Source organism: Deltaproteobacteria bacterium (assembly GCA_016875395.1).
Classification (GTDB): Bacteria; Myxococcota_A; UBA9160; order UBA9160; family UBA6930; genus VGRF01.
In genome coordinates, this window is the sequence record VGRF01000003.1 from 53243 (window position 1) to 74673 (window position 21431).

Annotated in this window: 19 protein-coding genes; 8 read left to right on the forward strand and 11 right to left on the reverse strand. The window is 70.5% G+C overall.

Translation table 11 applies throughout. From position 1 onward, the window contains the following. Window positions 1-34: 34 nt before the first annotated feature. Entirely contained in the window at window positions 35-820 is a 786-nt protein-coding gene (locus tag FJ091_03645; GenBank protein ID MBM4382444.1) for a hypothetical protein, read from the reverse strand. Window positions 821-822: 2 nt separating this feature from the next. Beyond that, complete coding sequence (locus FJ091_03650; protein MBM4382445.1) at window positions 823-1527, reverse strand: hypothetical protein; 705 nt, start codon at window positions 1525-1527, stop codon at window positions 823-825. Between the two features lie 28 nt (window positions 1528-1555). On the opposite strand from FJ091_03650, the gene FJ091_03655 reads away from it, so the two are divergent. After that, entirely contained in the window at window positions 1556-2923 is a 1368-nt protein-coding gene (locus tag FJ091_03655) for an alginate export family protein (protein ID MBM4382446.1), read from the forward strand. Window positions 2924-3522: 599 nt separating this feature from the next. On the opposite strand, the gene FJ091_03660 is transcribed toward FJ091_03655, so the two are convergent. Next, a complete protein-coding gene (locus FJ091_03660; protein MBM4382447.1) occupies window positions 3523-4683 on the reverse strand; it encodes an amidohydrolase family protein in 1161 nt (386 codons plus the stop codon). A 128-nt stretch (window positions 4684-4811) separates the two neighbouring features. Between FJ091_03660 and FJ091_03665 the strand changes: the two genes are divergently transcribed. Next, on the forward strand, window positions 4812-5450 hold the full coding sequence (locus FJ091_03665; protein MBM4382448.1) for a glutathione S-transferase family protein: 639 nt from the start codon (window positions 4812-4814) through the stop codon (window positions 5448-5450). An 8-nt stretch (window positions 5451-5458) separates the two neighbouring features. Here FJ091_03665 and FJ091_03670 read toward each other — a convergent pair whose 3' ends face one another. The 3 genes from FJ091_03670 to FJ091_03680 all read right to left on the reverse strand — a co-directional run bounded on the left by FJ091_03670 (window position 5459) and on the right by FJ091_03680 (window position 8622). Further along, the gene (locus tag FJ091_03670) at window positions 5459-5884 is read right to left on the reverse strand and encodes a hypothetical protein (GenBank protein ID MBM4382449.1); all 426 of its coding nucleotides are present in this window, start codon (window positions 5882-5884) and stop codon (window positions 5459-5461) included. A gap of 9 nt (window positions 5885-5893) precedes the next feature. Beyond that, window positions 5894-7306, reverse strand: coding sequence for an amino acid permease (locus FJ091_03675; GenBank protein MBM4382450.1), 1413 nt, complete (start codon window positions 7304-7306; stop codon window positions 5894-5896). Between the two features lie 86 nt (window positions 7307-7392). Beyond that, a complete protein-coding gene (locus FJ091_03680) occupies window positions 7393-8622 on the reverse strand; it encodes an MFS transporter (protein MBM4382451.1) in 1230 nt (409 codons plus the stop codon). A gap of 177 nt (window positions 8623-8799) precedes the next feature. On the opposite strand from FJ091_03680, the gene FJ091_03685 reads away from it, so the two are divergent. Together FJ091_03685 and FJ091_03690 are read left to right on the forward strand one after the other, a co-directional pair. Beyond that, window positions 8800-12228, forward strand: a complete 3429-nt coding sequence (locus FJ091_03685; protein MBM4382452.1) for a carbamoyl-phosphate synthase large subunit — start codon at window positions 8800-8802, stop codon at window positions 12226-12228. Window positions 12229-12232: 4 nt separating this feature from the next. Next, window positions 12233-12745, forward strand: a complete 513-nt coding sequence (locus FJ091_03690; protein MBM4382453.1) for a hypothetical protein — start codon at window positions 12233-12235, stop codon at window positions 12743-12745. 56 nt (window positions 12746-12801) lie between these two features. On the opposite strand, the gene FJ091_03695 is transcribed toward FJ091_03690, so the two are convergent. After that, window positions 12802-15102 carry a TonB-dependent receptor gene (locus FJ091_03695; protein MBM4382454.1) on the reverse strand — a complete coding sequence of 767 codons (2301 nt, stop codon included), beginning with the start codon at window positions 15100-15102 and terminating at the stop codon, window positions 12802-12804. Window positions 15103-16282: 1180 nt separating this feature from the next. Between FJ091_03695 and FJ091_03700 the strand changes: the two genes are divergently transcribed. Next, window positions 16283-16972: an AMP-binding protein gene (locus FJ091_03700; GenBank protein ID MBM4382455.1), complete on the forward strand. Its 690-nt coding sequence runs from the start codon at window positions 16283-16285 to the stop codon at window positions 16970-16972. A 101-nt stretch (window positions 16973-17073) separates the two neighbouring features. Continuing rightward, window positions 17074-17931, forward strand: a complete 858-nt coding sequence (locus FJ091_03705; GenBank protein ID MBM4382456.1) for a hypothetical protein — start codon at window positions 17074-17076, stop codon at window positions 17929-17931. Between the two features lie 460 nt (window positions 17932-18391). On the opposite strand, the gene FJ091_03710 is transcribed toward FJ091_03705, so the two are convergent. The 3 genes from FJ091_03710 to FJ091_03720 form a co-directional block, all read right to left on the reverse strand. Continuing rightward, window positions 18392-18679 carry a hypothetical protein gene (locus tag FJ091_03710; GenBank protein ID MBM4382457.1) on the reverse strand — a complete coding sequence of 96 codons (288 nt, stop codon included), beginning with the start codon at window positions 18677-18679 and terminating at the stop codon, window positions 18392-18394. A gap of 63 nt (window positions 18680-18742) precedes the next feature. Beyond that, window positions 18743-18991, reverse strand: a complete 249-nt coding sequence (locus tag FJ091_03715) for a hypothetical protein (GenBank protein MBM4382458.1) — start codon at window positions 18989-18991, stop codon at window positions 18743-18745. Then, window positions 18988-19395 carry a hypothetical protein gene (locus FJ091_03720; GenBank protein ID MBM4382459.1) on the reverse strand — a complete coding sequence of 136 codons (408 nt, stop codon included), beginning with the start codon at window positions 19393-19395 and terminating at the stop codon, window positions 18988-18990. The genes FJ091_03715 and FJ091_03720 overlap by 4 nt, the downstream gene beginning before the upstream one ends. Before the next feature lie 130 nt (window positions 19396-19525). Here FJ091_03720 and FJ091_03725 point away from each other — a divergent pair, with 130 nt between their 5' ends. Beyond that, complete coding sequence (locus FJ091_03725; GenBank protein MBM4382460.1) at window positions 19526-20239, forward strand: phosphotransferase family protein; 714 nt, start codon at window positions 19526-19528, stop codon at window positions 20237-20239. Next, window positions 20236-20604 carry a hypothetical protein gene (locus FJ091_03730; GenBank protein MBM4382461.1) on the forward strand — a complete coding sequence of 123 codons (369 nt, stop codon included), beginning with the start codon at window positions 20236-20238 and terminating at the stop codon, window positions 20602-20604. Before FJ091_03725 ends, FJ091_03730 begins: the two co-directional genes overlap by 4 nt. A gap of 71 nt (window positions 20605-20675) precedes the next feature. Here FJ091_03730 and FJ091_03735 read toward each other — a convergent pair whose 3' ends face one another. Next, window positions 20676-21419, reverse strand: a complete 744-nt coding sequence (locus FJ091_03735) for an SDR family oxidoreductase (protein MBM4382462.1) — start codon at window positions 21417-21419, stop codon at window positions 20676-20678. Window positions 21420-21431: the final 12 nt, after the last annotated feature.

The window sequence follows — 21431 nt, forward strand, 5'->3', positions numbered from 1 at the left end:
AGTCGGCGCCGAGCGGCGCCTGCTTTGGCGGCCCTTAGCCGAGCGAGAACCAGCGCTTCACCAGCTCGCACTCGGCCGCCGACGCGAGCGTCGACGCGACGAGACGGCCGTGCGCGACGAGCGCGAGATCGAGCCCCGCGACTTTCTTGAGCGTTTCGAGCGCCGCGGCGTCCACGCGCGCGCCCGCGATCACCACACCGTGAATCGCTTCGTCGAACACCACGGGGCGCGCGACCACCTCGTACACCGCTGGGCCCGCCGCGCGCGGCACGACCGCGAGGCCGGCGGCGTGCGGCTCGCGCTCGGTCCACACGCCGGAGGCCTCGCCGGTGTTCACCGTCTCCTGGAACAGCGCGAGCGCGGAGAGATCCTCGCCTGCGCGCCCCGGGTCGGACGCGGAGTAGAGCAGCCGGCCGTCCGCCGCGAGCAGTAACAACACGTCGCTGCGCGCAGCGAGCGCGAGGCCGGGCACGAGCGAGCGCAGGCGCAGGTGCGCGTCCTGCGTCGCGGCCTCGGCGCTGGCGCCGCCGCTCGCAGCGCCGAGCCCGAGGTCGGGCGCTAGCGACGCGGTGGAGAGCACCGTGCGGAACTGCGGATTGCTGCGCGCGAGCGACTCGATCTCGTCCGCGACGAAGCGCGCGCGCAGGCGGCCGAGCTCCACGAACGCGGCGCGCGTCTGCTCGAAGCGCGCCGCGAAGCTCTCCTCCGCGCGCTCGCGCGAGACGCGCTCCAGCGCGACGCCCGCGATCGCGAGCGCACACAGCACCAGCGCCGCGAACGCGAGAAAGAGCTTCGTCGCGAAGCGGCGCGGACCGAGCACGCCTACCTCTCGAGCTCGCTGCCCGGCGGCGGGTACTCCGTGCCGTCCTTGCGCTTGTGGCCCGGGATTGCGCGGGCGGTCAGCTCGAAGTCCGCGCGTGCCGTAACACCTGTCGCGACTTCGATCTCGCGGCGCACCGGCTCGGCGCCCGGCGTCCACGCGTGGAGCGTGTGGCGGCCCGGCAGGACGCCGCGAATCGTGAACGTGCCGTCCGGCGCCGCGAGCGCGTAGGCCGCGTTCTCCAGCACGACGACGTAGGCGATCATGTGCGGGTGGATGTTGCAGTAGACGGGCACGAGGCCCGCGCGCTCGAAGCGCTCGCGCTTCGGCGCGTCGCTCGATTTGTACTGGCCGAGGTCGAACGACTTCACGGGCGAGACCGAGAACACGTTGTGGTAGATGCGGTCGCGGTTCGGGAACGCGACCTCCTGGCCCGCGACGACCGGCAGGAGCCGCGGCGCGAATTGCTCGCCGCGCTGATCGAGGGTCGCGGGCGCGCGGGTCGGCGGCGCACTCGTGAAGCCAGTCACGTAAACCACGACATCGCGCACGTCCGCGACGCGCTCGGGCTTGCCGAACAGCTTCTTGCGCGAGAGCGCGACCCGGCCCTCGATCTCGCCGACCTGCTGCGCGAAGGCAGGCGCGGACGCGAGGCCGATCGCTAGCGCGAGAAGCGCTCGCGCGAGCCGTTTGCGCGCCTTCGACATGCCGTCACTGTATCGCCGGAGCCTCTCGATGCGTGCCGCGTTCCTAATGATCATGCTGGCCCTCGCCCCCGCTGCGCACGGCGGCGAGCGCCCGGCCTTCCGCGATCTGCGCTTCGACGAAGACTGGAGCGTGCTTGCAGAGCCGAGCTCGCTCGCGAGCCGCGACCGCTTCGACGCCGCGAAGTGGATCGCGCTCGGCGACGGCGCGGCGCTCTCGCTCGGCGGCCAAGCGCGCGTGCGCTTCGAAGTTTGGGACGGGTACAGCTTCGGCGCGCCCGCGGACGACGACGACGCGCTCTGGCTGACGCGGCTGCGCCTGCACGGCGACCTGCACGTCGGCGAGCGCTTCCGCGTGTTCGTGGAGGCGAAGGCGGCGTTCACGAGCGAGCCGCGCTCCTTTGGCGGAGTACGCGCGACGGACTCGGACACGATCGACCTGCAGAACGGCTTCGTCGAGTGGGAGCAGCCCGTCGCGAGCGGCGCGAAGTGGCGCGCGCGCGTCGGGCGCCAAGAGCTGCGGCTCGGCAAGCAGCGCCTCGTCTCACCGCTCGATTGGGCAAACGCGCGCCGCACCTTCGACGGCGCGACGCTCGAGTGGCTCGGCGCGCGCACGGACCTCGCCGTGTTCGCCGTCGCGCCCGTGCGCGTGCGCCCGTACGAGCGCAACGACCACGTCACCGGCCTCGGCTTCTGGGGCGTGCACGCGCGGCGCAGCTTCGAGAACGCCGCGATCGCAGACGCTTTTTACTACGGCCTCGCGCGCGAACGCGGCGGCGAAGACGAGCGCCGGCACACGCTCGGCGCGCGTGGCTCGCTCGCGATCGCGGGCACACGCTTCGACGTCGAAGGCGAAGCCGCCTACCAGTTCGGCTCGCTCGGAAGCGCGGACATCTCCGCGGGGATGCTCGCGGCGCAGCTCGGCTATTGGGTGCAGGGCCTGCGCACGTCACCGCGCTTCTTCGTCGGCTTCGACTGGGCGAGCGGCGACGCGCGCGCGGACTGCGACATCGCCACGTTCGACCAACTCTTCCCGCTCGGACACGCCTACTTCGGAGTCGCGGATCTGGTCGCGCGCCAGAACGTGATCGCCGCGAGCGCCGGCGTCTCTCTGCGCCCACTGCCCGCACTCGTGACCGAGCTCGCGGTGCATCATTTTCGCCGCGCAGGCCGAGGCGCTGGCCTCGCGAGCGCGGGCGGCGCGCCGCTGCGCGCGCCAGCGCCGGGGGCGTCGCGCGAAATCGGCGAAGAGATCGACCTCACCGCCGTCTACCGCCTCGGCCCGCACACGCAGCTCGGCGGCGGCTACGCGCACTTCTTCGCCGGCCACTTCCTGCGCGACACCGGCGCGCATCGCGATGTCGACTTCTTCTACCTGTTCGCGCAGCTCACGTTCTGAGCGTGCGACCGAGAATCGCCGCGCGATAGCCTGGGCCCATGCCGAAGCCGCTGATCGCGCGCCTCATCTTTCTCCTCGTCGTCGCCGTGATGGCGCACCTCTACTTCCGGCGCGAGGCCGCAGAGCAGATCGCGGCGCAGCGCGAAACGGCGGCGCCGGCCGCAGATGCGGCACCGGGGGCGCCGGTCGCGGCGCCGCAGTCGGACCGGCTCGGGCCCTGCGAAGTCACGCACGTGACCGACGGCGACACGCTGAACGTGCGCTGCGACGGGCGCAAAGAGCGCGTGCGCATGCTGCAGATCGACACGCCCGAGCGCGACGACGCGCTGTACGAGGAAGCCGGCGACGCGCTCGAAGCACTGATCGCGGGCCGCAACGTCGAGCTCGAGCTCGGCGACGAGGAGCGCGACGACCACGGCCGGCTGCTCGCGTACGTGTGGGCGGGCGACGAACACCTCAACCTCGCGATGATCCGCGCCGGCTGGTCGCCCTACTTCGATCGCTACGGCGCGGGCCGCTATCCGCGCGAGTTCGCGGACGCGGAGCGTGCGGCGCGCGAGGCGCGGCTCGGCATCTGGGCGCACGAGTCGCGCTGGCACTCAGGCGCCGATCAGCGCCTCGAAGTTCTTGCTGTAGAAGCGCTCGATCGCGTCCGCGGGCGTGTGCTTCAGCGTCGCGTCGAAGCGGCGGATCGGGTCGTCGGTGCCTTCGTGGTGCGGGTAGTCGGAAGAGAAGAGCATCGCCTCGGCGCCGCACTGCTCGATCAGCCAGCCCACGTCTTCGCCCGCGAAGGGCGTGAACTTCACGCGCTGGCGAATCGTCTCGCTCGGCAGCTCGGGCAGCGCCTGTAGCTGCGGCTGCAGGCGGCGGAAGGCGCGCAGCGAGTGGTCGATGCTGCGCAGGAACGAGGGCACCCAGCTCGCGCCGAGCTCGGTGACGGCGCAGCGCAGCGCGGGGAAGCGCGCGAACACGCCGTCGAACACGAGCGCCGATAACAACAGCGTCGGCGCGAAGCCGACCGCGGTGAGCGCGTGGGCGTCGCGCGGCGCGTCGTCGTTCTGCGGCATGCGCGGGAAGCCGTTCTCGGTGAAGCCGCGTGGGATCGCCTTGTACGCGCCTTCGGCGCCGACGTGCAGCGCGAACGGCGTGCGCCGCTCGGCGAAGCGCGCCCACACCGGGTCGTAGTCGCGATGTGAGAACGAGCGCGCGCCCTCCGGCGCCACCATCTCCACGAGCACGGTCTTGCAGCCGAGCGCGAACGCTTCGTCGATGAGCCCCGCCGTGCGCTCCGGACCGAGGCGCAGCGGCGCGAAGCCGACCGGGAGCAAGCGCGCGTCCGCCTGCCCGTACTCCGCCATGCCGCGGTTCAACGCGCGCGTGCCGGCGACGAGCACCTCTTCGTCCTCGGTGAACGTGAACTGGTTGAATGCGAGCGTCGGGAACAACAGCTGCCGCTCGAAACCGAGCAGATCGAGCGCTCGCGTGCGCTCCTGCGCGTCCCACGCGCCGAGGCCGTGCCAGCCCTTGCGCGCCATCGCCATCAGCTCCGCCTCGGCGCGCGCGCGCTCGCCCGCGTCCGCGCGCCGCCGCTCGTAGGCGCGCTCCGCCTCCGCGAGCCGCTCCCGCCCCGCGTCGTCGCCCGCAAGGTACGGCGGGATGCGCTCGCGCATGTGCGGATCCGCGTACGACGCGAGCCAATCGGCGCGCTCCATCAGGTGCGAGTCCGCGTCGAGGATTCTGCGCGCGCCGGCGTACGTCATGGGGCGCAGCATACGCCGTGCAACGGGGACGTACGTGCATCTCTCCCCTCCTCGGTGCACGCGAGCTATGCACGGGCGTCCCCCATGCGCGTTGCACGTACGTCCCCGTTGCACGTCGGAGACTTCGCATGTCCCTCAAGCTCGTGATCGGCTCGAAGAATTTCTCCTCGTGGTCGCTGCGCGCGTGGCTGGCGCTCGAGCACACGGGCGCCCCGTACGAGGAGGCGCTCATCTCGTTCGGCAACCCGGACTGGCGCGAGCAGATCAGGCGCGTCTCACCGAGCGGGAAGGTGCCGTTCCTGATCGACGGCGCGCTCGGCATTTGGGACTCGCTCGCGATCACCGAGCACCTCCACGAGAAGTTCCCCGCCGCCAGCCTCTGGCCGCGTGACGCCGCGTCGCGTGCACTGGCGCGCAGCGCGGCGGCCGAGATGCACAGCGGCTTCACGGCGCTGCGGCAGAACATGCCGATGGACATTCAGACGAGCGCGCCGGGCAAGGGCCACACGCCGGAAGCGCTCGCGGATGCGGCGCGCGTGCAGGAGATCTGGCGCGCGTGCCGCACGCGTTTCGGCGCCGGCGGCCCGTTCCTGTTCGGCGCGTTCTCCGCCGCCGACTGCTTCTACGCGCCGGTCGTGTTCCGCTTCCTCGGCTACGGCGTTCCGCTCGACGCCACCGCGCGCCCCTACTGCGACGCGATGCTCGCGCACCCCGGCGTCGCGAAGTGGCGCGCCGCGGCGCTGAAGGAGCCGCACGTCGATCACTGAAGGCGGGCTCAACTCAGCGGAGAGTCGCCCTCCACATCCACCTGCCCCGTGATGCGCCGCCGGAAGTGCGACCACGAGAGGCCGATGCCGAGGATCAGGCCCAACGCGACGAGCGCGATCCACATCAGCGCGCTCGTGTTCGCGGGATCGAGCCAGCCGTTGTCGATCGCCAGCCACACGAACGCGCCGACGATGCCGGCGATCAGCGCGGCGCCGACGAAGCCGATCGATTGCAGCGCAGCCCGCACGTAGAGAACCCAAGCTGCGGCCAATAACAAGCCGGCGATCAGCTTCTCGGGCCCGAATTCCTCGATGCTCTCCGTTGCCCAGCGCAGGTAGTTCCAGCGCGTCGGGTTGAGCGTCGCGAGCACGAGCGCGATCGCGAGGCCGATGCGCAGCGCGACGCCGCCGGCGGTGATGCTGCCTGCTGCCATGCGATCTCCCTAACGACTCGCGAGCGCCTTCTGCACGCGGCTGTGTCGCATGCCGTACGCGAAGTAGACGGCGAGACCGAGACCGAGCCAGATCAAGAAGCGCTCCCAGGTGACCCAAGGAAGCGCGGACATGAGGTAGAGGCAGATCGCGATCGAGGCCGGCGCGACGAACCAAACGGCGGGGCAACGGAAGGGGCGACGGCGGTCGGGGTCGGTCACGCGGAGGACCAGCACCCCCGCCGAAACGATCACGAACGCGAAGAGCGTCCCGATGCTGACGAGATGGGCGAGCGTCTCCAGCGTGCCGAGCCCCGCGAGCGGCGCGACCACGGCGCCCACGAGAAGCGAGGAGAGGTACGGGGTCCCGAAGCGCGGGTGAATCTTGCTGAAGAACGCGGGCAGGAGCCCGTCGCGCGACATCGCGAAGAAGACGCGAGACTGACCGAGCAGCATCACGATCAGCACGCTCGGCAGCCCGACGATCACGCCGAACGAGATCGCGCTTGCTGCGAAGTTCTCGCCGACGCTGCGGAACGCACTGGCGACCGGCGCCGCCTTGTCGATCTCCGCGACGGGCACCATGCCGGTGAGGATCGCCGATACGATCAGGTAGAGCAGCGTGCAGACGGCGAGCGAGCCGATGATGCCGATCTTCATGTCGCGCTCGGGATTCCGCGATTCCTCGGCGGCCGTGGTGACCGCGTCGAACCCGATGTACGCGAAGAACACGGTGGCCGCGCCCGTGACGATTCCGAAGAGACCTTTCTCGGGGTGGAGGAACGGCGTCCAGTTCTCGGGGTTCACGTAGCCGACGCCGAGGGCGATCACGAGCAGCACGACTGCGGTCTTCAGCGCCACGAAGATCGCGTTGGTGCGCGCGCTCTCGCGCACGCCGATCACGAGCAGTGCGGTGACTACGAGCAGAATCAGGAACGCGAGGACGTTGAAGTAGACGCCGTTCGCGAAATCGGGCTGGCCCGAGATCGCGTGGGGGAGCGCCACGCCGAGATCGCCGAGCAGCCCGTACGCGTAGCCCGACCAGCCCGACGCGACTGCGCTCGACGCGAGCGCGTACTCGAGCACGAGATCCCAGCCGATGATCCACGCCACGAGCTCGCCGAGCGTCGCGTAGCCATAGCTATAGGCGCTGCCCGAAATCGGGATCATCGTGGCGAACTCGGAGTAACAGAGCGCGGCGAAGCCACACGCGAGGCCCGCGAGCGCGAACGAGAGCACGACCGCGGGGCCGGCGTCGTCCACCGCGGCGACGCCCGTGAGCACGAAGATGCCCGTGCCGATGATCGCCCCGATGCCGAGCAGCGTGAGCTCGAGCGGCCCGAGCGCGCGCTTCAGCGAGTGATCTTTGCTCGCGAGGTACGCGTGAAACGACTCGACCGGCTTGCGCGCGAAGAGCTTGGCCATGCAATCCCCAGGGTTCGCGTTGCGGCGAAGGGGGATCGCTGCGAGCGCGCGCGCAGAGTATCAGCGCGAGTGGGGGGAGCGAGGCCTCACTGCACGCCGCTCCGCGCTCGCTCGAACCGCCACAGCGGGATCCACGTCGCCAGCGCGAGCACGATCTGCGAGGCGCCCGCCACGACGAACGCGGCCTGATAACCCGCGAGCGAGCCGTGCTCGCGAGACACGAGCGCGCTCACCGCGCCGCCCACCAGCGGCCCCACGATGAAGCCGAGGCTGCCGGCGGCGTTGAAGGCGCCGAGCGACATCGTGCGGATGCGCTCCGGGGTCGTCTCGGTGGTCATCAGCATCGAGGGCATGAACATCACCGCGGCCGTGATGCCGGTGAGGGGCATCGCCCACCAGAACCACTCGCGCGGCCAGAAGCCGAGGCTCGCGACGAAGATGCCGTAGATGAGACTGCCGCCCGCGAGCAGCAGGGCGCGGGAGGTGCGCTGCGCGACCAGCCCGAACGGAAACGACAGCACCGCGAACGGCAGCATGAACGACGCGATTAGGGCGCCGACCTCGAGGCGCGGGAGGTCGTGCTCGTTCCGCATCAGGAACGAGAACGTGGTGGTGAAGAAGCCGACCGTGAAGCGATCCGCGAAGGAGTAGGTGAGCGGCAGCGCGACGATCGGGTGCGCGCGCACGAGCGCGGCGATCTCGCGGAAGCTCGGGCGCGCCTCGCCCGCGCGCCCCGTCTCGCGCACGAGCGCGGCGGCGAGCACGGCCGCGATGAGCACGATCGCGGCGCCGGCCTGGAGCGGCAGCAGCTCGCCGCGCTCGCCGAGCTGCGCACCGATCGGCGCGCCGAGCGCAACGCCTAACAAGAGGCCGGAGCCCACGACGCCGAGCGCGAGGCTGCGCTCGTGCTCGGGCCGCGCCCCCGAGGCGACGCCCATCAGCAGCGACAGCGCGCCGATGTGTGCGCAGCCCTCGACGAAGCGAATCGCCATGAACGCGGCGAACGGGAAGTCGGCGGTGAGTGCGAGGAAGCAGAGCGCGTCGAGCGCGAGCGCAGCGACGAGCAGCCCGCGGCGGCGGCCCCAACGATCCGCCAGCGCACCCGCGAGGGGCGCCGCGAGGAACGCGCCGATCATGTTGATCGACATGAACGCGTGCGCCGCGAACTCCGACACCGCAAAGCGGTGCTGCACGAGCTCGCGCAGCCCCGTAATCGGCAGCGTCACGGGCAGCAGCACCAGCACCGCGAGCACGCCGAGCCCCGCGATGCGCGCCCCGCTGTAACGCACGCCTCCGTCTGCGCCCTCGCCGCTCACGTTCGCGCCGCCTCCGCTTCTGCCGTGCGCCGCAGTCGCGGCGGTCGAGCCAGCTGCGCGAGGATGTGGGCGAACCGGGCGCGAGCGCAACGGGACTGCTGCACGTACGTCCCCGTTGCACGTGCAACGGGGACGTACGTGCATCTCTCGCAAGCTCGTAACGAGAGGGGAATCGCGATGTCGTTCGATGCCGTGCTGATCGCCAACCGCGGGGAGATCGCGATTCGCGTCGCGCGCGCGTGCGCAGAGCTGGGGCTGCGTAGCGTCGCGGTGTACGCGGAGGACGACGCGCGCTCGCTGCACGTGCGGCGCGCGGACGCGGCGGTCGCGCTGCGCGGCAGCGGACCCGCGGCGTATCTCGACATGGCGCAGCTCGTTGCCGCGGCGCGCGCGAACGGCTGCGGCGCGATCCACCCCGGCTACGGCTTTCTCTCCGAGAGCGCGGCGTTCGCGGCGAAGTGCGCGGAGGCGGGCGTCGTTTTCGTGGGCCCGAGCGTCGAGGCCCTCGACGCCTTCGGCGACAAGAGCAAGGCGCGCGCGCTCGCGGAGAAGTGCAGCGTGCCGGTGCTGCGCGGCACGAACGGGCCGACGTCGCTCGCGGACGTGCGCGCGTTCTTCGCCGAGACGGGCGCGGTGATGATCAAGGCGATCGCCGGCGGTGGCGGGCGCGGCATGCGCGCGGTGGCGCGCGCGGAGGAGCTGGAAGAGGCGTATGCGCGCTGCCGGTCCGAGGCCGAGAAGGCCTTCGGCGTCGCAGACGTGTACGTGGAGGAGTGGCTACCGCGCGCGCGGCACCTCGAGGTGCAAGTCGTTGTGGACGGGACGGGCGCGGTCTCGCACGTGTGGGAGCGCGAGTGCACCGTGCAGCGCCGGCACCAGAAGATCGTGGAGCTCGCGCCGAGCCCAGCGCTCGATGCCGACGCGCGCTCGCGCCTGCTCGCCTACGCGGTGAAGCTCGCGAAGTCCGTGAAGTACCGCGGGCTCGGCACGATCGAGTTCCTGCTCGATGCGGGCGATTCCTCGCGCATCGCGTTCATCGAGGCGAACGCGCGGCTCCAGGTGGAGCACACCGTCACCGAGGTTGTTACGGGCATCGACCTCGTGCGCGCACAGCTCGAGATCGCGCGCGGCAAGACGCTCGCGCAGCTCGGCCTCGCGCAGCGCGAGATCGCGGCGCCGCGCGGCCACGCGATCCAGCTGCGCGTGTGCACCGAGACGATCGCGCCCGACGGCGGCGTGCGGCCGACGGGCGGCACGCTCGCGGCGTTCGACGTGCCGAGCGGCCCCGGCCTGCGCGTCGATCACTACGGCTACGCCGGCTACACGACCAACCCGCGTTACGACTCGCTGCTCGCGAAGGTGATCGCGCACGCGCCGGGAACGCACTTCGCCGACGCGATCGCGCGCGCCGACCGCGCGCTGTCCGAGCTGCGCGTCGAGGGCGTCGCCACGAACGCCGCGTTCTTGCAGGCGATCCTGCGCCACCCCGACTTCGCGGCCGCGCGCGTGACGACGCGCTTCGTCGACGAGCACGCGGCCTCGCTCGTCGCCGCCGCTGCGAACGCAGACACGGAGCCTGCGCTCAACTTCGCGTCGAGCGAGCTGCCCCAGGCGCGCACTGCCGCGAGCGCAAAGCCCGTGCTCGCAGGCGCAAGGCTCGGCACCGCCGATCCGCTCGCGGTGCTCGATTACGGCAAGGGCGGCGCAGACGTCGTCACGGAGACGCCGCCGCAGGCAGAGGCCGCGATCCTCGCGTCGAGCGACGAGGATGCGCCCGCGGGCACGGTCGCGGTGCGCGCGCCGCTGCAGGGCACGATCGTCTCGGTGGACACACGCGAGGGCGCCGAGGTCGCGCAGGGCGCGCAGCTGCTCGTGATGGAAGCGATGAAGATGGAGCACGTCGTCGCCGCGCCCGCGAGCGGCATCGTGCGCGGCGTGGCGGTCGCGAAGGGCGACACGGTGTTCGAGGGCCACGCGCTCGTGTTCCTCGAAGAGGCGAGCGTGTCCGTAACAACCGAGGCCAAGCAAGCCGACGCGGACCCGAACTACATCCGCCCCGATCTCGCCGAGGTGTTTGCGCGCCACTCCGTCACGCTCGACGAGAATCGCCCTGCTGCGGTCGAGCGCCGGCGCAAAACGGGGCAGCGCACCGCGCGCGAGAACGTGAACGAGCTGCTCGATCCCGGCTCCTACATCGAGTACGCGCCGCTCGTGGTCGCGGCGCAGCGGCGGCGGCGCAGCATGGACGATCTGATCGCGAATACGCCGGCGGACGGCATGATCGCCGGCATCGGCAGCGTGAACGGCGACCTGTTCACCCCTGAGAAGTCGCGCTGCGTCGTGATGTCGTACGACTACACGGTGCTCGCGGGCACGCAGGGCGGGCAGAACCACCGCAAGAAGGACCGCCTGTTCGAGCTGGCCGAGCGCATGCGGATGCCGGTCGTGTTCTTCGCCGAAGGCGGCGGCGGGCGGCCGGGCGATACCGATGGCATCGGCGGCGCGGGCCTCGATTGCCTCGCATTCCAGTACTGGGGCCAGCTATCAGGGCTCGTGCCGCTCGTCGGCATCACGAGCGGCTTCTGCTTCGCGGGCAACGCCGCGATCCTCGGCTGCTGCGACATCGTGATCGCGACCAAGGGCTCGAACATCGGCATGGGCGGCCCGGCGATGATCGAGGGCGGCGGGCTCGGCATCTTCAAGCCCACCGAGGTCGGGCCGCTCGACGTGCAGTTCCGCAACGGCGTCGTCGACATTCGCGTCGAGGACGAGCGCGAAGCCGCGCAGGTGGCGAAGAAGTACCTCGCGTACTTCCAGGGCCCGCTCGCGAGCTGGGAGTGCGCGGACCAGCGCTTGTTACGGCGCGCGATTCCCGAGAACCGGCTGCGCATGTACGACATCCGCGCGCTGATCGCGACGCTCGCCGACGCCGGGAGCGTGCTCGAGCTGCGCCGCGGCTTCGGCCACGGCATGGTGACGGCGCTCGCGCGCATCGAGGGCCGCCCCGTCGGAGTCGTCGCGAACAACCCCGCGCACCTCGCGGGCGCGATCGACAGCGAGGCTGCCGACAAAGGTGCGCGCTTCCTCCAGCTCTGCGACGCCTACGACATCCCCGTCGTGTTCCTGTGCGACACGCCGGGCATCATGGTCGGCCCCGAAGTCGAGAAGACCGGCCTCGTGCGCCACGCCTCGCGCCTGTTCGTGATCGGCGGCTCCCTGACCGTTCCGTTCGTAACGATCGTGCTGCGCAAGGGCTACGGCCTCGGCGCACAGGCGATGGCGGGCGGCAGCTTCAAGGCGCCGATCTTCACCGTGTCGTGGCCGACGGGCGAGTTCGGCGGCATGGGCCTCGAGGGCGCGGTGAAGCTCGGCTACCGCAAGGAGCTCGCCGCGGAGACCGACCCGGCCAAGCGCAAGGCGCTGTTCGATCAGATGGTGAAGCGCATGTACGACCACGGGAAAGCCGTGAGCACCGCGAGCACGTTCGAGATCGACGACGTGATCGACCCCGCCGACTCGCGCCGCTGGATCACACGCGCGCTCGTATCGTCACCGCCGCCTCTGCCGCGCGCGGGAAAGAAGCGCCCGTGCGTGGATACGTGGTGAGCGCGTGAGGCGATCGATCGATCACGCAGAGCTGCACCGCATCGTGAACGACCGCTCGCTCGGCGCGCGCTTCTTCGAGGTGTTCTGCGATCACTGCCACCCCACCGACTCGCTCTATCTCGACCCGATCTTCGGCGCGTTCTACGGCCGAGAAGCGATCCGCGCGTGGCTGGTGCCGGTGATGACGATGGTCGGCAACGTGAGCTTCGATGCGACCGAGCCGCCGCTCTTCGTGCGCGGCGCGAACGGCGAGGACACCTCGCTCGACGAGTGGGTGCTCCAGGCAGTGCTTCCAGACGGCTCGAAGGTCCCGTTCACGCGCGGCGCCAGCGTGCGCAAGTTCCGCGACGGCTGGGTCGTCTACGCCGCCGACTACTTCGATACGCATCCGATGCGGCTGGCGCAGGTGCAAGCGGCTTCGGAAGCCGCCGGCTCGAGCGTGGGCGTGAACGACGTCTCACGCTTCGGCGGCGTCACCTCGCTCGCGGAGCAGCTCGCGCGCGACCGCAAGCGCTGAGACACGAAACGCCCGCAGCGTCTCCGCTGCGGGCGCTCGTTGTTAGGGAACCTCGGCTAGTAGTTGACGCGCGTCGTGAAGCCGAAGGTGCGCGGCTGGTTCGTCAGGAACCCCACGCGCGCCCGGCCTCCGCGCTCTCGGTCGAGCGCCAGCTCGGCGCGCTCGTCGCCGAGGTTGTTGACGTAGAAGGCCAGCTCCCACCTCTCGTTGCGAACGCCGAGGCGGATGTTCGCGAGGTCGTAGGAGCTGAGCTTCGGGTCGAAGCTGAGCTGCGAGACCGATGTGTTGCCGACGTTGGTGAAGAGGTTCACGGGGTTCAGGAACGAAGGATCCTGATCGCCCGTCTGCGTCCAGCGCGAGCCGACGTGCTGGTACGAGACCGTCGCAAAGCCGTCCATGTCCTTCACGATCGCGGGCGCGGTGTAGGTGAGCGCGGCCGAGAGCTGGAACTTCGGGATCGTGGGCAGCCGGCGGCCCTTCTTCAGCCCGCCCACCACGACCGGCGGACCGACCGGCGGCTGTGACGTGACGGTCGAGCGCAGCTCCGCGTCCGTGTAGTTCGCGGCGAACTGCACATCGACGTTGTCGATCGGGCTCGCCGCCAGTTCGAACTCGATGCCCATCGACTGCGCCTTCGGCACGTTGAACACGATGCGCGAGGAGCAGGTACCGGCGTCGAGGGTCGCCTGCAGATCGCGAATCTTCGTGAGGAAGCCGGCGACGTTCGTCGTGAGGCGCCCACCCATGAACTGCGTCTTCACACCGATCTCGTGGTTGAGCACTCGCTCGTCGCTGAACGTGTCGAAGCCGCCGAAGGTCTGCGCGTCCTGGGGCGTGCAGATCGGGAGGTTCAGCGGGTCGTTGATGCCGCCGAGCCGGAAGCCTTCGGCGACCTGGTAGCTGACCTCGATGTTTTCCGTCGGCGTGAGCGAGATGATGCCGCGGCCGTTGAAGCCGTCGGACGAGGTCGAGCCTTCGAGACCGATCGTCTGGTCCGCGAAGATGCCGTCGAAGTTCAGCGTGCGGTCCTCGTGGAACGTGTACCAGCGCACGCCACCGGTGAGGTGCACGAGACCGGCCCACGACAGCGTCGTCTCCGCGAAGATCGCTTCCTGCTTGAAGTCGTACGGGATGCGCGAGAAGAACAGCTGATCGGTGCCGGCGATGATGCCCGCCGTCGGGATCCCGGAGAGCGTCTCGAAGCCCGGGACGTTGAGCGTCTGCCCGTAGTCGCGGTCGATGTTGCTGTAGAAGTAGCCCGCGACCCAGTCGATCGTGTCGATCCACGGCTGGTCGATCTCGTGAGCGCCCGCGGCCCGGAGCTCCTGCGTGATCGTCTTCACGTCGGTCGCATCATCGAGCGGCGCGTCGAGCATGTAGATGCTCGGGCCGAACCCGATCGAGCCGCCCGTGATGCTCGCCGTCAGCTGCGTCGCGTCGCGCTTCATCAGGATGTCGCGATCGCTGAACGACGTGATCGAAGTGATCGTGAGCCAGTCGGTGGCGTTGATCGTGATGTTCAAGTCGGCGAGCAGAAACTTGTCGATGAACTTCTCGGTCAGCTGCCGGAACTGCTCGCGCTTGCCGAGGCTCACCGGAGGCTGCGTGATCGCCGTCGTGAACTCGTTCGCGAGAATGTTGAAGCGGTCGACGCGATTCATGCCGTCGACGTCGACCTGCTGGTAGACGATGCGCGGCGTGATGCTGACGACGTCGCTCGGCTGGAACAGCAGCGACGCGCGGAAGCCCCAGCGATCGCCTTCGTTCACATCGTGGTCTTTGCCGTTCGGCGTCCGCGCATCGAGGAAGCCCGGAAACGCCGTCCAGTAGCCGGCCACGCGTAGACCGAGCTTGTTCTCGATCAGCGGGTAGTTGATCACGCCCTTGAGGTCGCCGCCGCGTCCGCCGTCCTGCACGAAGTTGATGCCCGCTTCGAGCGCGGCGTCCACTTCCTCGAGGTTCGGCTGGTTCGTGATGTAACGGACCGTGCCCGACACCGAGCCCGAACCGAACAGCGTGCCTTGCGGCCCGCGCAGCACTTCGACGCGGTTCAGGTCGAACAGGTCGAGGTCCGGCGTGAACAGCGAGAGCGAGACCACCGACTCGTCGAGGTAGATGCCGACCTGCTCCTTCACGCCGGGCTGGTCGCGCACGATCTGGCCCGCCGAGATGCCGCGCATGGCGACCTGGCTCTGGCCGGGGCCGAGGTTCTGCACCGAGAGGCTCGGCACGATGCGCGCGATGTCCTCGAGGTTGCCCGAGCCCGCCTCGCGCAGGTCTTCGCCGGTCTTCGCGCTGATCGCGAAGGGCACGTCCTGCACGCTCTCCTCGCGCTTGCGCGAGGTCACGATGATCACCTCGGCCTCGTCCTCCTCGGGCGCTGCAGGCGCGTCTTGGGCGGCGGCTGCGATCGGCAGCGCGAACGACGCCGCGAGCAGCCAGCGGAGCCAATGGTGCTGTGAAATGAGGTCCCCTTTTGTTCCATCGCGCGGGCCCAATCGGCGCGCGAAGCCGCCCTTCTACCCCTGACGTTTCGTGACCGCCAGCACTTTCCGCCGACTCTCAGTCGCTGTGGCACCCTCGAGCGCCCGATGCACACCCACTTCTCCTACCTCTGGGAACGAGTCGCCGACGCCACCCCGAATGCGCCCGCGGTGGTCCAAGGCGCGCGCGCCTTCAGCTGGCGCGAGTACGACACGCGCGCAGCAAGGCTCGCGCAGGCCTTCCTCGATGCCGGCCTCGGCGCCCACTCCAAGGTGGGCATGTACCTCTACAACTCGCCCGAGTACTGCGAGACGAACTACGCGGCGATGAAGATCCGCGCGGTGCCGGTGAACGTGAACTACCGGTACCTCGACGACGAGCTCGCCTACCTGCTCGACAACTCCGACAGCGAGGCGCTCGTCTATCACAGCTCGCTCGCGGATCGCGTCGCGCGCGTCGCGCCGCGCATGCCGAAGCTGAAGCTGCTGGTCGAGGTCGACGACGGCCCCGCGAGCGACGGCGCGCACGACGTCGCGCGCGCAGTGAGGTACGACGACGTGCAGCGCACGAAGTCGCCCGCCGCCCGCGTCGCGCCACACGGCGACGAGATCTACATGTTCTACACCGGCGGCACGACGGGCATGCCGAAGGGCGTGATGTACCCGCTGTCGGGCTTCACCGAGTTCTTCCTCAAGACGTACCCGCAGATGGTCGGGCTCGCGCCAGTGCCCGATCCGAGCGCACTGCCCGGCCTCGCGAAGCAGCTGCGCGACGCGGGCCAGGCGACCGTCGCGATGTCGGGGCCGCCGCTGATGCACGGCACCGGCTGCTGGCTCGGCATGATGGTGCCGCACCTGCTCGGCGGCACCGCGGTGTTGTTAGAGAAACGCGGCCTCGATCCGGTCGAGCTGTGGAGCACGGTCGCGCGCGAGCGCGTGAACCTGCTCGTCGTCGTCGGCGACGCGTTCGCGAAGCCGATGCTGCGGGCGCTCGAGGAGAACCCCGGGGCGCTGGGATGCGTCGTGCCTCGGCCTGATGGTCTCGAGCGGCGCGATGTTCTCGCTCGAGGTGAAGCAGGCGCTCACCGCGCAGCTGCCGAGCCTCACGATCGCGGACGTGCTCGGCTCGACGGAAGGCGGCATGGGCATGTCGTTCGCGAAGAAGGGCGCGACCGCCGAGACCGCGAAGTTCCGCCTCAACCCGACGACGCGCGTGTTCAAGGACGACGGCACGGAGGTGAAGCCGGGGTCGGGCGAGATCGGCATGATCGCCAACGGCGGAATGGTGCCGCTCGCCTACTACAAAGACCCTGAGAAGTCCGCGCGCACGTTCAAAGAGGTGAACGGCCAGCGCTACTCGTTCCCCGGCGACATGGCGACGGTCGAGGCCGACGGCACGATCACGCTGCTCGGCCGCGGCTCGAACTGCATCAACACGGGCGGCGAGAAGGTCTTCCCCGAGGAGGTCGAGGAGGCGCTGAAGAAGCACCTCGCCGTCGAGGACGCGCTCGTGTTCGGCGTGCCCGACGATCGCTTCGGGAATCGCGTCGTCGGCGTCGCCTCGCTCGCCGCGGGGGCCAGCGCGAGCAGCGACGACGTGCTCGCCGACGCGAAGCGCAGGCTCTCGTCGTACAAGCTCCCGAAGCAGCTCGTGCTCGTGCCGCGGGTCCCACGCGCGCCGAACGGCAAGGCGGACTACGCCGGCGCGAAGAAGCTCTTCGAGGCGGCGCAAACGAAGCGCTGAGATGCGGCGCTTTGCCGCGCAACGGCCGCTGCGCGCAACCCGCGTTGCGCTGACGAGCACGCGGCGCGCGCAGCAGATTCATGGCCTCGCTCGGAGGGCACATGTCCGCGGCTCGCATCGCGTTCCGCGCAGCGCTGATCGCGGCTTCTCTCGCCGCGATCTTCGGCGCGCTCATCGCTGCGGACGTCACGCACGCACTCTGGGTCGCGACGCTCGCCGCCGTCGCCGCGTTCTACACGTTCGCGCACGCCGCGCCGCGCACCGTCTTCCGCCTGCAGTCGATGCCGTACACCTACCAGATCCATAACAACTGGGGCCCGCGCGCGTTCGAGCTGCAGAACGTCACCTACGCCGCGTACCACACGCACTGGTACAACCACGCGACGCACGCGGCGTTCCCGCTCGAAGCGGGGCTCTGGTTCGTGGCGATCGCGTACTGGGGCGGGCCCGCGGCGAGCGCGCTCGCGTGCGCGGCGCTGTGCGCGCAGGCGTTCAGCTTCGGCGAGCGGCGCTTCGCGATCGCACTCTGCGCGTTCTGGGTCGCGCTCTCCGCAAGCGGGGCGTGGGCGAGCGCCGCGCTCGGCGCACGCGGCTACGAGCTCGCGCAGCTCGGACTCGTCGGCCTCGGCTTCTGGCGCTTCACGGGCCACTGGGTCGAGCCGCTTCCGCCCGGCGTGTTGGGGAACCGCGCGTTCGTTCCGCTCGCCGAAGCCGGCGTCGACGCCCGCCTCCTGTGCCCCATGGCCCTCGGCTACCTCTCCGAATTCAGCGCCGGTCTCCCCTTCCGCCTCGTGAACAGCTGGCTCTTCCGCCTCGCGCAGCGCCTCGGCTACCAGCCCGCACGTTCCCTCGACACGCACACCACAACCAAAGCCGCCGCCGCAATCCACCGCGAAGGCTGGTCCGCACAGCCGACAACCCGTGAGATCGTCTTCGCCGCACGCGAGCTGACGGCCTGAGCCGCGCCAACAACGAAATGGTCGCGACCAACGCGGTGCCTCCGAAAGTGAAGTTAACGGCGGCTCAATGCCGCCGTGAACTTCACCTTCCCCCTAACAGTCAACGCGCGCGCTACGAGCAAAAGCGCGCAGCGGGCGGGGCGGGATCGGGGTGTGGACGCGGAGGGCCGGCTACCGGCACCCAAGGCTGCACGGCACGCCGCCGGAACACACGTCGGGCGCCCGTGACCACCCAGGTCCCCAGCCAACCGGCGCGACGAGCACCGCGCATCACCCACCCAAACGACCGCTGATCTCCCTGCACGCAAGGCAACCACGAGTAGGCCCGCAGTCGGCCAGCACCCCTCCCGCCCCGCCCGCGGAGCGCGCTGCCCGCACGCCTCCTCCGAACCACGCACACGCATCAACCACCGCGCAACGCAGGGCGGCGAGTCTTCGACGCCGCCCTCGAGTTTCGGACCTACTCGACCTTCCCCAGCGCCTCGCGAATCACCGCCGGATCGAGCCACACGTGGTAGTCCTCGCGCACGTCGACGAAACGCACCACGCCGCCGCGATCCAGTAACAACGTCGTCGGGTGCGGGACGCCCGCCTCGATCGGCTCTGCGTTCGGCCGTCGCAGCCCGAGCGCATCGATCGCCCGCGAGTCCGGGTCTCGCCAGAAGTGAACTCGGCCGCGCAGGTTGTAGTCGTCGACGAAGCGATCCGAGCGCGCGTTGTACTGCGCCTTCGCCATCACCCACACCACCGCGAGCTCCGGCTCGTCGGCCAGCAGACTCCGCAGCTCGACGAGCCGCGCCTTGGTGAAGGGTCACCAATCCACGCTGCGTTCGAAGATCAGCAAGATGGGGCGATCGATCAGATCGCCGAGCCGCACCGCGCGGCCAGAAGCGTCTTCGAAGGCGAGCGCGGGCAGCGGCTGCCCCACGAGCTGTGCCGCCGCCGCGACGTGCGCGCGCACCTCGCGTTCGGTCACGCGCCGGCCGAGCGCGCTGCTCGGCAGGTACGCGTTGAGCACGAACAGCAACACGATGAACGCCGTGGCGATCCCGCGCATCATGACCAGATCTTCCTCTGCGCGCGGTCCGGCCGCAGCCACACGAAGGCGAGGGCTGCGGCGAGGAAAACCGCCGCCTCGATCCGCGGCAGCTCGCCGGCGCCGTAATAATCGCCGTTGAACCACGCGAGCATGCGCATCAACGCGAGCAGCACGAACGCGAGGGCGCTCGCGGTGCCGAGCGAGCGCGACAGCTCGTTGCGCACGGCGCCCGCGAGCAACGCTCCGCCCCACGCGACGAGCGCGCAGCCGGCGGTCGCCGCGAAGTAGTGCGCGTGCGGGCCGCCGGGCAGCGGCGCCTCGCTGCCGGGCTGCTGGTACACGAAGAAGCTCGCGAAGAACGTCGCGCCACCCGCCGCGAGCGCGGCGCCGACGATGCCAGCGAGGATGCGATACGCGATCTGCATTCCGACCCGCGAGTTCCCGTGCTGCCGCGCGGCAGGTTCACCCAGTCCGTGAGAGGCGTGCTGTGACGCGGCTCGCATACCGTACGCCGCTGAACGACTGACGACGCGAAAAAGTTACGGCGGAGGCGACGTGGCCGACTTCGGGATCGACGCGGGCGAGATCTCGAGGCTCGAGGGCTGGCTCGGGGGGCAGCTGGGCGCCGAGCGCGTGCGTCTCGCCCCGCCGCGCCGGCTGTCGGGCGGATACTCGGCGGAGACGATCGTGCTCGACGCGACGGTCACGCGCGCGGGCGCGGAACAGGCCGAGCGTTACGTGCTCCGGCGCGAGATGCCCGAGCCCGCGGTGTATCCGCAGCAGGCGCCCGGGCTCGATGTCGAGATCGAGATTCAGTGGCGCACGATGCGCGCGCTGGCGCAGCACTCTCGCGTACCACTGGCGCCGCTCGTCGGATTCGAGCGCGACGCGGCCGTGCTCGGCGCGCCGTTCTTCGTGATGGGCTTCGTCGACGGCGTCGTCCCCGGCGTCGCGCCGCCCTATGCCGCGCAGGGATTCTTCGCGGAGGCGAAGCCCGAAGAGCGCACGCGCCTCCTCGACGACGGACTGCGCGTGCTCGCCGCGATTCACGCCGTCGACTGGCGCGCCGCGGGCTTCGGCTGGCTCTCGCCCGCCGGCACGATGCCCGGAACGCTGCGCCAGATCGAGCTGTGGTCGAGCTACGCCGAGCGCGAGCTCGCGGGCCGCAGTCACCCCCTGATGACCGACAGCTTCGCGTGGCTGCGCGCGAACGCGCCGCACGGCGAGGAGCTGGTGCTCTCGGGGGGCACTCGCGCATCGGCAACATGATCTGGCGCGACTTTCGCTGCGTGTGCGTCACCGACTTCGAGAACGTCGCGATCGCGCCGCGCGCCTACGACGTGGGTTGGTGGCTGATGTTCGACCGCTGGAGCCACGAGTCGATGGGCGGCGTCCCGCGCCTGCCCGGCGAGCTGACGCGTGACGAGCAGCGCAGTTGTTACGAGAAACACGCGGGCGTCCGCGTCGGCGATACCTACTTCTACGAAGTGCTCGCCGCCGCGCGCTACTGCGCGATCGTGGTGCGCGTGATGAACCGCGCCGTCGCCCGCGGCGAGATGCCCGCCGACCAGCGCGTATGGCTCGAGAACCCCGCGACGGTGTGCCTGCAGCAGCTGCTGGCGGAACGGGCGTGAGCCGCGTGGCTCGAAATCGCGGAATCCGCGTCTGACGCTGGCACCGCGATTCGGACGGTTTCGCCTCCGCGTTACGCCCGCGTCACACCGAGCCCGAGTCCGCCGTCGACCTCGAGCACCGCGCCCGTGGTCCACTCGGCGCACACCAGGTGCTCCACCGCTTCCGCGACCTCGGCGCCGCTGCCGATGCGCCCGAGCGCGTGCATCGCGGCCATGCCTTCGAGGCGCGCGCGATTCTCCGCGTCGGTCGCGAGGCCCGCGCGCACGTTGATCTCGCTGGGCACGGCGCCCGGCACGACGCAGCTCACGCGGATGCCGCGCGGGCCGAGCTCGGCGGCGAGCACTCTTGTTATGGACTCGAGCGCGCCCTTGGTGGCGGCGTAGGCGCTGGCGCCGGGAAATGCGCGGCGCGTGTGCACCGAGCCGAAGAACACGACCGCGCCGCGCGCGGCGGCGAGCGCATCGACGCTCGCGCCCACGAGCGCCATGTGGCCGACCACGTTCGTGTGGAACAGATCGAGCACGGCGCGTTCGTCGAGCGCCTCGATCGGCGCGCGCAGCATGTTGCCCGCGGCGCACACGAGCGCGTCGAGCCGCCCGCCGTGCGCGAGCGCGGCGTCGCGCATGCGCGCGCGGTCCGCCGCGCTCGTCACGTCCCCGACCACTGCGACACACGCGGGGCCGATCTCGCGCGCGACCGCCTCGACTCGCTCGGCGCGCCGTCCCGCGATCGCGACGCGCGCGCCGCGCGCGGCGAAGTGGCGAGCGGCGTCGGCGCCGAGGCCGGAGCCGCCGCCCGTCACGAGCACGCTCAGCCCGCGCGCGTC

What these genes read in the sequence shown, in the direction of transcription:
- FJ091_03650 (MBM4382445.1), bottom strand. Translation starts at nt 1,527, where the DNA reads ATGTCGAAGGCGCGCAAACGGCTCGCGCGAGCGCTTCTCGCGCTAGCG.
- FJ091_03655 (MBM4382446.1), top strand. Translation starts at nt 1,556, where the DNA reads ATGCGTGCCGCGTTCCTAATGATCATGCTGGCCCTCGCCCCCGCTGCG.
- FJ091_03660 (MBM4382447.1), bottom strand. Translation starts at nt 4,683, where the DNA reads ATGACGTACGCCGGCGCGCGCAGAATCCTCGACGCGGACTCGCACCTG.
- FJ091_03665 (MBM4382448.1), top strand. Translation starts at nt 4,812, where the DNA reads ATGTCCCTCAAGCTCGTGATCGGCTCGAAGAATTTCTCCTCGTGGTCG.
- FJ091_03670 (MBM4382449.1), bottom strand. Translation starts at nt 5,884, where the DNA reads ATGGCAGCAGGCAGCATCACCGCCGGCGGCGTCGCGCTGCGCATCGGC.
- FJ091_03675 (MBM4382450.1), bottom strand. Translation starts at nt 7,306, where the DNA reads ATGGCCAAGCTCTTCGCGCGCAAGCCGGTCGAGTCGTTTCACGCGTAC.
- FJ091_03685 (MBM4382452.1), top strand. Translation starts at nt 8,800, where the DNA reads ATGTCGTTCGATGCCGTGCTGATCGCCAACCGCGGGGAGATCGCGATT.
- FJ091_03700 (MBM4382455.1), top strand. Translation starts at nt 16,283, where the DNA reads ATGTTCTCGCTCGAGGTGAAGCAGGCGCTCACCGCGCAGCTGCCGAGC.
- FJ091_03705 (MBM4382456.1), top strand. Translation starts at nt 17,074, where the DNA reads ATGTCCGCGGCTCGCATCGCGTTCCGCGCAGCGCTGATCGCGGCTTCT.
- FJ091_03715 (MBM4382458.1), bottom strand. Translation starts at nt 18,991, where the DNA reads ATGATGCGCGGGATCGCCACGGCGTTCATCGTGTTGCTGTTCGTGCTC.
- FJ091_03720 (MBM4382459.1), bottom strand. Translation starts at nt 19,395, where the DNA reads ATGCAGATCGCGTATCGCATCCTCGCTGGCATCGTCGGCGCCGCGCTC.
- FJ091_03730 (MBM4382461.1), top strand. Translation starts at nt 20,236, where the DNA reads ATGATCTGGCGCGACTTTCGCTGCGTGTGCGTCACCGACTTCGAGAAC.